Raw genomic sequence first — 10,401 nt, 5'->3', positions numbered from 1 at the left:
CGGCGCCCCGGCTGCGGCGGCACCGGGCGGGGAAAAGCCTGCCGTCGCCGAAAACCGGGCGGCAGACCCAGCGACGGGATCGGCCTGCACCGCCCCGCCGCTGGCCAAGGGCAACCCGCTCAAGAAGGGCAAAGGCCGCCGGAAGTAGCGGCCCCACCATCCAATGGCCGGCGTCAGCGAACGGGCGCCGGCCATTATTCTTGCCAAACGCCGCCCGCTGCCCGGGCGGAGCTTCGCGGTTGCCGGTCAGCCCCGGGACGGATCCAGCTGGGCGGCGGCCGCCGCCTGGAGGTCCGGGTCGCCGGTGGCCATGGCATACAACCCGTAGTTGATCGGACCGGCCGAAACCAGTTCAGCACAATGCTCGGCCAGCCGCTGCGGCACCCGGCCGCCCGCTTCCCGGAAGGTCCGCACGGTCAATTCGAAGGCCTCGGGGGTGGACATCATGTAGTGCAGGCTGAAGTCCAGGGCCGGATCCCCCACCCTGGCGCTCGTCCAGTCCAGCACCGACCGGATCTCGGCGTTCTCGTCCAGCAGCAGGTGGGCCGGGTACAGCTCACCGTGGCTGAAAGCGGTGAAGTCCGGCCAATAGCTGTCGTCGCCCAGCCAGGCGTCCCACCGTCGCAGCAGGTCCGGCGCCACCCGGAACTCCGATCTCACCTTGTCCAGGTTGGTTCGCATCTCTTGACGGACCTCGGCAGCCGTCAAAGCCGGGATGCCGGCCTGCCGCGCCTCGTCCGCGCTGATGCGCTGCAGCTGGGCGATCAGCCGTCCCAACGACGCGCAGTAGGCGGGAGACTCGCGGTCGAAGTGCCAGACGGGCTCCCCGTCCTCGAGCGTCAGGCCCGGCTCGCCCGGCAGTTCGGGGTAGGCGATCAGGCCACGGTTCCGGATCCGCCAGTCCGGCACCGCGGCGGAAATCCTGTTCTTGACCAGGTTCAGGATGCTGGCCTCGTCGGACATCTTCGATGCGACGTCAGGCCGCCGCGGGATCCTGAGCACCCACCTCTTGCCGTCATGGGCGGTGGCATAGGCCACCAGGTAGTCCAGCCCTGCTTCGTTGAACCGGATGGAGCGTGGATCGATGGCCAGCCCGTTTTGTGCGGCGAGGTCGGCGACGGAGTCCGGCGTGTAGTCGTGCGCTGCGCTCATGGGTACCTCCGGTCGGCTGTGTGCCACTGTAGCCACAAGCCCGCGCGGAGGCCATGCCTGCCCGCCACGGCGCCTGCCCGGCCCTTAATGCCCCCGCCGTACCGCCGCCAACACTGCGGCAAGCACGACGGCGGTGCCCCGCCCCGCGTGGGGAGGCACCGCCGTCGACGGTTCCCGGAGGACGGCCGTCCTCTTCGGTCAGCCGCGGTCCGCCACGTCGTCGGCTGCCACTCCCTGGCGCAGGGTGGCGCCGCGGAAGAACTCCGGGTTGCGCCGGTACATGAGCACCATCAGCACCGCCCCGAGCAGGATCACGCCGCAGCCGAGCACAAATACCAGGCCCAGGCCGCCGATCGAAGAACCGGAACCGTAGGCAGGATCCATCGAGTCCACGGCCGTCTGCACGAACATCACCAGCAGGATGACCCCTCCCAGCAGCGGCGCCAGGAACTTGAGCCCGAAGCCGCGTAGCGAGGCGAAGGCATCGGCCCGGAAGTACCAGACGCACGCCAGGGCGGTGACGCCGTAGTAGAAGCAGATCATCATGCCCAGCGCGGTGATGGTGTCCCACAGCGCGTTCTCGGACATGATCCGGGTGACGGTGTAAAAGCCGCCGGCCGCCACCGCGGCCGCGACGGTGGCGTAGCTGGGCGACTTGTACCTCGGGCTGATCGTGGCGTAACCGGCCGGCAGCGCCCGGTAGTGGCCCATGGCGAGCATGGTCCGGGCGGGCGAGACGAAGGTGGACTGCAGCGACGCGGCCGAACTGCTCAGCACGGCCAGGGACATCAGGATGGCGAACGGTCCCATCACCGGACCGGCGAGCGTGGCGAAGATGCTCTCCTGGTTCTCCGGGTTGCCGGCGCCCAGGCCCTCGGTGCCCACGCCGGCGTAGGCCAGCACGGCCAGTGCCACGGTCATGTAGATCACGACGATGACCATGATGGTTGCCGCGGCGGCACGGCCCGGCGTCTTTTCCGGGTCTTTCGTCTCCTCGTTCATGGTGAGGGTGACGTCCCAGCCCCAGAAGATGAAGATGGACAGCGAGATGCCGGCGGCGAAGGCCGAGAAGGATTCGACGCCGAACGGGTTGAACCAGTCGGCGGAGATCTCCAGCGCGTCGAACGCGGTGCCTCCCGCCACGTGGCCGAAGGCGGCCACGGCGAACCAGACGAGCACCACCACCTGGAACGCCACCAGCACGTACTGGAAGGTCTTGGTGGTTTCCATGCCCCGGTACGAGATCCAGCAGGCCAGTCCGATGAAGATCCAGGTGGTGGCGATGTTCAGCGGCAGGTTGTTGGTCAGGTCGGCGAGCGCTGCATTGCCGGTGAGCTGGGCGAGCATCAGGTAGAAGAAGTCGACCGCCACCGCCGCCAGGTTGGAAAGCACGATCACCGTCGCGGCGATCAGGCCCCAGCCGCCCATCCAGCCCACCCAGGGACCGAAGGCACGGGTGGCCCAGGTGAAGGACGTGCCGGAATCCGGCATGGCATTGTTCAGCTCCCGGTAGCCGAGGGCCACCAGCAGCATCGGAATGAAGCCCACCAGGAAAATCGCCGGCAGGTGCACGCCGACCTCGGCGATGGTGGGGCCGAGCGCCCCGGTCAGCGTGTACGCCGGGGCAATGCAGGAGACGCCGATGACGACGGCGCCGAGCAGGCCGACCGAACCGGATTTCAGGCCCTTCCGGCTCAGTCCGCCCGCGGTACGCCCGGGCTTGGTGATGGTAGTGGTCATGGTCATGCCTCCTTGCGGCCGGCGCCGTCGGAATCTTCAGGCCCCGTGGGCTCGCCGGGATCTTCGGTAAGTTGTGGGGCGCCCAGGTAGCCGCGCGGGACCACCACCATGGGCACCGGCAGCGCGCGCAGCACCTTGCTGGCCGTCGCCCCGAGGAACATGCGGTTGTGCGGCGCCAGCCGGCTGGAGCCGATCAGCATCACTTCGCCGTCGTCCCACTCCAGCGCGTCGATGGCGTCTTCGATTGAGCGGCCCTCGGCGACGCCGGCGGTCACCCGGCCGGGCAGCACAGCTTCTGCCTCTGCCAGCCGTTCCTTCACGTGGGTTTCGGCGCGGGATACCGCGTCCGCGTCGGAGGAATCCAGCGGCACCAGCGAGAGCAGTCGCAGGTCCAGGCCCCGCTGGTGGCCGGCGTTCAAGGCGACCTGCATGACCTCGTCCGCCCCAGCCCGGTTGCCGATGCCCACCGTGATCCGCGAGACGGAGTCGGTGCGCCGGTAGCCGCGCGGCGCCAACGCCACGGGGACCGTGGACGCGTGGAGCAGTCCGCTGGCGACGGTGCCGACGCTGAAGCGGCGGAAAACACTGTTGCGCCCGGCACCGATCACGATCAGCGCCGCGCCGAATTCCTCGGCCGCGGCAATCAGGCCCTCGGCGTTGGAGTCGGCCGGGCGAACATGGGCGCGGGCCGGCACGTCGTCGGGAACCAGGTCCAGTCCCTCGGCCAGCCACTGCCGGATCTGGTCGGAGAGGATCCCGCCGAAGCCCGATTCGGGCCGCGGATAGGCGCCCGAGTAGGGCGAGGATTCGGGCAGCACCATGACCAGGTCGAGGCTGCCGCCCTGCCGGCGGGCCAGCGCCGTCGCGAGGTTGACCGCCTCGCGTCCGCTGTCCGTGGCGGTGTAGGCAACAACATAACGCCGCATGCCTAGCCCTCCCGGCCGGCAGCAGGGACGAGCTCACCGGCGTCGGCCGTGTGTGCCGCGAGGATGCGGGCGGCGGTCGCGCGGCCCATCCGCACTGCGCCGTCCACGTGCTGGTAGCCGGCGCCGGCCAGATCGGAACAGGACCAATGGATCGGTCCGACCGGGGTCGACTGGTCCTTGCCGTAGCGGGACAGGCCGCCCAGATCGTAACTGGAGGCGTAGGCGCCGCGGGTCCATTCCTCTGACCCCCAGTCCGACTCGTAGTACACCACCGGGGCCAGCGCGGCCGGGCCCAGGTAGTCGGCGATTGCGGAGAGGATCGCGGCCTTGCGCTCCCCCGCGCTGAGTTCGAACATCGCGTCTGCCTTCTCATCGCTCACGAAGCCGACCAGGGTGCCGCGCGAGTCGCCGTGGTTGGTGTTGTCGTACACCTCCTGGACCACCGAGTTGGCGCCGAAGCACGTTCCCGAGAGGCCGTCGGCCCGCCAGAACGGCGTTTCGTAGACGGCGTGGACCTTGATCACCAGGCCCAGGGACTGGTGCTGGTGCATCTGGTGCTGCCGGCGCGGCAGCGGCGGGTCGTAGGAGACACGCGAATACAGGTTCGGCGGCACGGCCATCACGGCGTAGCGGGCCTCCACGGTGACGCCGTCCGCGGTGGCGGTCACGCCGTCGTCGTTCCAGCGCAGCGCGCGGACGGGTGCGTTGAGCACGACGTCGTCGCCCAGTTCTGCGGCCAGGCGCACGGAGACCTCCTGCATGCCGCCCACCACGCGCTTGTCCAGGATGAATTCGTCGTCGACCAGGTTGCTGAACGAGCCGGCGGACGCGGCCATCAGCACCGCCTGCAGCACCGAGAACGAGTGCGCCGGCTTGGTCAGCATGCCGCCGGCCACGAACAGGCCGATGTTGTTGCAGGCTTCCTCGTCCGCGGACTGCTGGCGCAGCCACTGGTCGAAGGAGATGGTGTCCAACTCGCGGGCCTTGGGGTGCGCCCACGGTTCGTCGGCGCCGACCTCGCCGGCCAGGGCGTCCAGCAGCCCGATCAGCCGGTTCATCTCGGACTCCGTGGAGGCGCTGACCGGGAACATGGCGCCGGTGTAGCGCTTAGCTTCGCCCGTGGGGTCCAGGTAGATGCTCTCGCCGTCGCGGTAGCGGCTGTAAGTCTCAAGCCCCAGCTCGTCGAGCAGCTCCAGCAGGGCCGTCTGGTCCGGTGAGACCCACTGTCCGCCAATTTCGAGCATGGCTCCGTCCACCACGTCGGTCCAGGTGCGGCCGCCCACGCGGTCACGCGCCTCCAACACGGCCACGGACATGCCCGCCCGCTTCAGGTCCCGGGCCGCGGTCAGCCCGGAGGGCCCGGCGCCGATGACTACTACGTCCCGCTTCAACTTGCTCACTGCGTTCAACTCCCATTCGTGCCGTGGCGGTCCGGCCGCTTGGTGCCTGGCCCCGCCCGCTAAATGAACGACATTCATTTAGCGTCAACACTGTAACCCGTGCCACAGCGTTTTGGAAACCGGTGCCTCCACGGACGTTCGGAAAGCGTTGCGTAGGATGGCCCTATAGGCCGCACCGCCGCGGCCCGCACGGCCGAGGGAAGAGGGAGCCCGTGGTAACAGCACGCCCAGCCGGCGAGGAAGCCTCCGTCCGGAACGGGAACCGCCCCGCCGGACGCCCCGTGCAGAAACTGCTGTCCAAGGAACTGATGACGACGGCGGCGCTCGGCCTGATCGAATCGCGCGGCTACGAGGGGCTCACCATGTCGGCCCTGGCGCGCACCCTCGGGGTGGCACCCTCCGCGCTCTACAACCACGTGGCGTCGAAGCACGACGTCCTGCTGCTCCTTCAGGACCATGTGATGGCCGGCGTGGACGTGAGTGTGTTTTCCGACCTGGAGTGGGCGGACGCGGTGCGTCGCTGGGCGTGGTCCTACCGCGACGCCTTCACCCACCACGCCCCACTGATTCCCGTGATCGCGGTGCTGCCCGTCACCGGCGCACCGCACACGCTGGCCATGTACGAGGCCGTTACCGCCGGCTTCCTGAAGGCCGGCTGGCCGGAGCCGCAGGTCGTGCCGGCAATCGTGGCCCTGGAGTCCTTCATTTTCGGGTCGGCCTTCGACGTGACCGCGCCGGCAGACATCTTCGAATCGGGCGAGCTCGCCGCGGCCAACCCGGCCTTCACCTCCGCCGTGCGGTCACAGGATGCCGGCCCCGCGGGCTCGGCTGCGGATGCGGCCTTCCGGCTGGGCCTCGAGGCGCTGATCGCCGGCCTAAAGATGCAGCTCAAGGCGGCCAAGTCCGACTGACTCCGGCACGCCCGCTGCACCCCCTGCCCCATCTCGCCCGCTCCGCCTGCCCGCCTGGCCACGGAACGCCCGCTCCGCCTGACCCCGGCACGCCCGCTCCGCCTGACCCCGGCACGCCCGTTGCAGCCCTGCCCCATCTCGACCCACCCCGCCCCACGATCGAGAAGTCTAACGCCCCTTCCAGGCCCGAAAAGGGCGTCATCCGAATAGTCGATGGCGTGTGGGGAGAGTTGGCCTGCGGGAGCCGGGAGTGGGGAACGGCGGCGGCCGGGTGGTCCTTTCGACGAGCGGAAGCGGGTCTTCCGAGCAGGCGGAAGGGGTGTCTTTTGTGCCCGCCCTTTTCCGCAGGGAAAACCATTAAACCGCAGGGAAAGTGCATCGTTTACCCATGCAGGGAAGCATTCCCCGGCAGGTGTCGCAGGATAGGCAAAAGCCGGCCGTTTCGGGGCTTTCGGCTTGCTAATTTTCTTGAAGAGCTGGCGAGGTGCCAGCCGGCCGCTGGCCAGAATGCCAGCGATTCAATCGCACAGGAGTTCTCATGCTTTCCATCATCGCCACCCTTCAGACCCTCGGTTTCACCGTGAAGAACCGCCTCCAGCGCGAGGAGACCGGCGCCACCGCCGTCGAATACGCCCTCATGGTTGGCCTCATCGCCGTCGTCCTCATCGCCGGCCTGACCATTTTCGGCCCGCAGCTGCGCGACTTCTTCGGCACCCTCGCCACTCGGCTGAACATTCTCCCCGCCAAAGTCTAATTCCGGATCGATCGTATCCACCTCCTGGGTGGCTGGGACGGCGGCATCGTTTGCTCCCGTCCCAGCCACCGAACCGTGAAAGAGCAACACATGAAGCGCCTGACATCGGAACGCGGAGCGGCAGCCATCGAGTTCGCCCTGGTCTTGCCCGTTCTGTTGTTGCTGCTGCTGGGGATCGTCGAGTTCGGACGCGTCTACAACGCCCAGATGCAGCTCACCGCAGCTGCACGGGACGGCGCGCGCGTCATGACCATTAACAGCACGGCGTCCAGCGCGGCGGAATCCCGGGCGGCAGTGATCGCCTCGGCTCCTGCACTAAACCCGCGGATTGCACCGGAGCAGGTCACCGTCGCCGTTTCCCCCAGTGCCACCGGTGTCTGTGCTCCGGGATCGGTCGCCACCGTCACCGTGGCCTACCCCATGGCTTTCCTATCCGGCCTCTTCGGGGCCAGCATCACCTTGACCGGCAAAGGAGTCATGCAGTGCAGCGTCTGAGCGACGAACGCGGCGCCACCGCCGTCACCACCGCCCTTTTCATGGTGGTCCTGCTCGGCATGGCCGCGGTCGTCCTGGACATCGGGGCCCTGTACTTCGAGCGCGCCCAGCTGAAGAACGGCGCCGACGCCGGCGCGCTGGCCGTCGCCCAGAACTGCGCGGCAGGCCACTGCGATGCGGACTTCACGGCCCTCGCCACGTCGCTCGCCAACCAGAACGCGAACGACGGCCTGGCCAACGCCAGCGTCCAACTGGACCCCGCCGCCGCCACCGCCACGGTCACCACCACCACGCGGTCTTTCGACGGCCACTTCCTGGCCCAACACTTCGCGCCGATCCTCGGCCTGGACGACTCCGCCTCCGTCACCACCCAATCCCGGGCCCGCTGGGGAGCTCCCGTCGCCGGCACATCCGTCCTCCCCATCGCGATCTCCTACTGCCAGTTCCTGGGCATGCTCGACGGCGGCCTGCAGCGGGTGGAATTCAACCCGAACGGGCTGACAACGTCTGGATCTGTATGTTCCAGTTCAACGGTGCCGGGCAGCACCGGGGCGGCCTACACGATTCCGGGCGGCTTCGGCTGGCTGAAGCAAGATCCGGCCCGCCCGTGCCAGGCCAAGATCAACATCGGCGCGACCGGCCTTCCGGGCTTCCCCGTCGATCCTGAAGTCGCCAGCGATACGGGTAACGACGTGCCGTCCGCCTGCAAGCAGACCAACATGCTGAATCAGATTGCCGGCACCACCGTCCTGTTGCCGCTGTACGACAAGGTCGGTGGCCAGGGGACGAGTGGCTGGTACCACATCATCGGGTTCGCGGCCTTCAAGGTCGCCGGCTGGAATTTCAGCAGCACGTCCCATAACAACCTCAGCCCGGCCTCGGTGCAGTGCACCGGCAGCTGCCGGGCACTCATCGGCGAGTTCGAAACGTTCGTGACGCTCGACGCCGGCGAACAAGACTTCATCTTCGGCGGCGCCAACAACACCTTCGGCGCCTCCCTCGTCACGCTTGTCCATTAGGAGCACCGTCGGTGAAAAAGAGAATCATAGGGGCCCTGGCGGCCCTGCTGATGGCCGTCGTCGGAACCATGATGGTCCTCGCCTACATCGGCAGCGCCGACCAGCGTGCCTTGGCCGGCACCGAGACGGTGGAGGTCCTGGTGGTCGCAGAGAATGTGCCGGCCGGCACGCCCGCCGAAGAGCTCGGCGCGTACGTTGCGGCTGAGGTCGTTCCGGCCAAGGTCGCGGCGGCCGGAGTGGTAACGGACGTGCAGAAGCTGGCCGGACAGGTCGCCACCGTCGACCTCATCGCCGGCGAACAGCTGCTGGCCGCCCGCTTTGCCCCGCCCGCGGACCTGCAGGAACCGGGAACCGTGGCCGTCCCGAAGGGCATGCAGGAGGTCTCCATCTCCCTGGAGCCGGCACGCGTGGTCGGCGGGCAGTTAAAGGCCGGAGACACCGTGGGCGTCTTCATCTCGATGGAAGGCGCGGGCGACAGCAAAACCGTCACACACTTGGAGCTGCATAAAATCCTGGTCACCCGCGTTCAGGGCGTGGCGGTCGCCGCCGAGTCCGGCGACGCCACCGTCCCCGCCAACAACGTGCTGGTCACCCTGGCGGTCATGGCACCGGACGCCGAAAAGATCGTGTATGCCCAGGAGTACGCCCGCACCTGGCTCTCGAAGGAACCGGCCGACGCCAGCGAAAAGGGAACGCGCCTGGTGGACAGCGACGAGGTCTACGAATGAGCCGCTACGTACTGGTGGGCACCGACGCCGGCTTCGAACAACGCTTCGCCGCTGCCGCGGTAGGTTCCCTGGCCGGCCATACCCAGCTGTGGAACGGCGCGGGCCTCCCCACCGAACCCAACGATGTCTTCGCAGTGCTGTCCAACCCGCAGCTCCTGGATGCCGTGGTGCTTGGTCCCGGGCTGGCCACCGGTCAGGCGCTGGCCCTGGCGGCCGAATTCGAATCCCAGCGGCCCGAGGTTTCGGTGCTGCTGGTCGCGGCGCCGAACCCCGACGTCGTGCTGGCCGCCATGCGCGCCGGCATCCGCGACGTCGTGGCTCCCGGCGCCGATGTCCGCGATATCGCCGCACTGCTGCACCGTGCGGTACGCAGCGCCAGCCACCGGCGGCACAGCGTTCCCTCGTCCGATGGCCAGGCCGCGAACGGCCGCGTTGTCGCCGTCGTCTCCCCCAAGGGCGGCGCCGGGAAGACCACAGTGGCGACCAACCTCGCCGTCGGGCTGGCTGCCGCCTCGGAGCAGCAGACCATCATCGTCGACCTGGATCTGCAGTTCGGCGACGTGGCCAGCGCGCTCTGCCTGGAGCCGGAGCATTCCCTGGTCGACGCCGTGCAGCCGCACGCACAGAAGGACAGCATTGTGCTCAAGTCTTTCCTGGCCCGGCACCCCAGCGGGCTGTATGCGTTGTGCGCGCCGCCGTCCCCGGCCGATGCCGACCAGGTCACCGGCGAGCAGGTATCGCTGCTGCTGGACCAGTTGGCCGCGCAGTACGCGCACGTCATCATCGATACGTCCCCGGGGCTGTCGGAGCACACGCTGGCCGCGCTGGATCGCGCCACGGACTATATCTTCGTGGGCGGCATGGACGTTCCCAGCATCCGCGGACTCCGAAAGGAGCTCGAAATCCTGCGCGAGCTGGGCATGGAACCGCTCACCCGCCACATCGTGTTGAACGGGGCGGATCCGCGCGACGGTCTCACCCGCCGCGACGCGGAGACCACCCTCGGGTGCAAAGTCGACGACGTCATCCCGGACACCCGCGCGGTCCGGATTTCCACCAACCAAGGCGTGCCGGTGCTCGAAAGCGCCCCGCGCGATCCTGCGGCCCGCGCCTTGCACAAGGTGGTGGACCGCTTTGCCCCCGCCCCGGCCGGCCTGCTCAAGCGCCGCGGTCGTCACCGAAGAGGATAGCCATGAACCTTGCCCAACGGCTTCAGGCAGTGCACGGCACCGCCCCGACAGCTCCCCCCGCCCGCCACCATGCCGCCGCGCCCGCT

10 protein-coding genes are annotated in these 10,401 nt (G+C 68.6%); 6 read left to right on the top strand and 4 right to left on the bottom strand.

The features are described from left to right. Positions 1–246: 246 nt before the first annotated feature. From AC5RUJ_RS05995 to AC5RUJ_RS05980, 4 genes are all read right to left on the bottom strand, one after another. On the bottom strand, positions 247–1,152 hold the full coding sequence (locus AC5RUJ_RS05995) for a macrolide 2'-phosphotransferase (RefSeq protein ID WP_494129041.1): 906 nt from the start codon (positions 1,150–1,152) through the stop codon (positions 247–249). A 198-nt stretch (positions 1,153–1,350) separates the two neighbouring features. Next, positions 1,351–2,892: an APC family permease gene (locus AC5RUJ_RS05990; RefSeq protein WP_494102014.1), complete on the bottom strand. Its 1,542-nt coding sequence runs from the start codon at positions 2,890–2,892 to the stop codon at positions 1,351–1,353. A 2-nt stretch (positions 2,893–2,894) separates the two neighbouring features. After that, positions 2,895–3,818: a universal stress protein gene (locus AC5RUJ_RS05985; protein WP_494129040.1), complete on the bottom strand. Its 924-nt coding sequence runs from the start codon at positions 3,816–3,818 to the stop codon at positions 2,895–2,897. Positions 3,819–3,820: 2 nt separating this feature from the next. Continuing rightward, entirely contained in the window at positions 3,821–5,218 is a 1,398-nt protein-coding gene (locus AC5RUJ_RS05980; protein ID WP_494129039.1) for a flavin monoamine oxidase family protein, read from the bottom strand. A 212-nt stretch (positions 5,219–5,430) separates the two neighbouring features. Here AC5RUJ_RS05980 and AC5RUJ_RS05975 point away from each other — a divergent pair, with 212 nt between their 5' ends. From AC5RUJ_RS05975 to AC5RUJ_RS05950, 6 genes are all read left to right on the top strand, one after another. Then, a complete protein-coding gene (locus tag AC5RUJ_RS05975) occupies positions 5,431–6,129 on the top strand; it encodes a TetR/AcrR family transcriptional regulator C-terminal domain-containing protein (RefSeq protein WP_494129038.1) in 699 nt (232 codons plus the stop codon). A 538-nt stretch (positions 6,130–6,667) separates the two neighbouring features. Then, positions 6,668–6,883, top strand: a complete 216-nt coding sequence (locus tag AC5RUJ_RS05970; RefSeq protein ID WP_494129037.1) for a Flp family type IVb pilin — start codon at positions 6,668–6,670, stop codon at positions 6,881–6,883. Positions 6,884–6,973: 90 nt separating this feature from the next. Beyond that, on the top strand, positions 6,974–7,378 hold the full coding sequence (locus tag AC5RUJ_RS05965; protein ID WP_494129036.1) for a TadE/TadG family type IV pilus assembly protein: 405 nt from the start codon (positions 6,974–6,976) through the stop codon (positions 7,376–7,378). After that, positions 7,366–8,397 carry a pilus assembly protein TadG-related protein gene (locus tag AC5RUJ_RS05960; RefSeq protein ID WP_494129035.1) on the top strand — a complete coding sequence of 344 codons (1,032 nt, stop codon included), beginning with the start codon at positions 7,366–7,368 and terminating at the stop codon, positions 8,395–8,397. Before AC5RUJ_RS05965 ends, AC5RUJ_RS05960 begins: the two co-directional genes overlap by 13 nt. 11 nt (positions 8,398–8,408) lie before the next feature. Further along, positions 8,409–9,125, top strand: coding sequence for a Flp pilus assembly protein CpaB (gene cpaB, locus AC5RUJ_RS05955; protein ID WP_494129034.1), 717 nt, complete (start codon positions 8,409–8,411; stop codon positions 9,123–9,125). Continuing rightward, entirely contained in the window at positions 9,122–10,315 is a 1,194-nt protein-coding gene (locus AC5RUJ_RS05950; RefSeq protein WP_494129033.1) for a CpaE/TadZ family protein, read from the top strand. The genes cpaB and AC5RUJ_RS05950 overlap by 4 nt, the downstream gene beginning before the upstream one ends. Positions 10,316–10,401: the final 86 nt, after the last annotated feature.

It is taken from the genome of Arthrobacter sp. Y3223164, assembly GCF_059091005.1.
Note: the sequence above shows the minus strand (reverse complement) of the source record. Positions and strands in the feature narration are given on the sequence as shown.

Bases quoted from the DNA above. Each gene is read 5' to 3' on its own strand.
- AC5RUJ_RS05995 (WP_494129041.1), bottom strand. From the start codon at position 1,152: ATGAGCGCAGCGCACGACTACACGCCGGACTCCGTCGCCGACCTCGCC.
- AC5RUJ_RS05990 (WP_494102014.1), bottom strand. From the start codon at position 2,892: ATGACCACTACCATCACCAAGCCCGGGCGTACCGCGGGCGGACTGAGC.
- AC5RUJ_RS05985 (WP_494129040.1), bottom strand. From the start codon at position 3,818: ATGCGGCGTTATGTTGTTGCCTACACCGCCACGGACAGCGGACGCGAG.
- AC5RUJ_RS05970 (WP_494129037.1), top strand. From the start codon at position 6,668: ATGCTTTCCATCATCGCCACCCTTCAGACCCTCGGTTTCACCGTGAAG.
- AC5RUJ_RS05965 (WP_494129036.1), top strand. From the start codon at position 6,974: ATGAAGCGCCTGACATCGGAACGCGGAGCGGCAGCCATCGAGTTCGCC.
- AC5RUJ_RS05950 (WP_494129033.1), top strand. From the start codon at position 9,122: ATGAGCCGCTACGTACTGGTGGGCACCGACGCCGGCTTCGAACAACGC.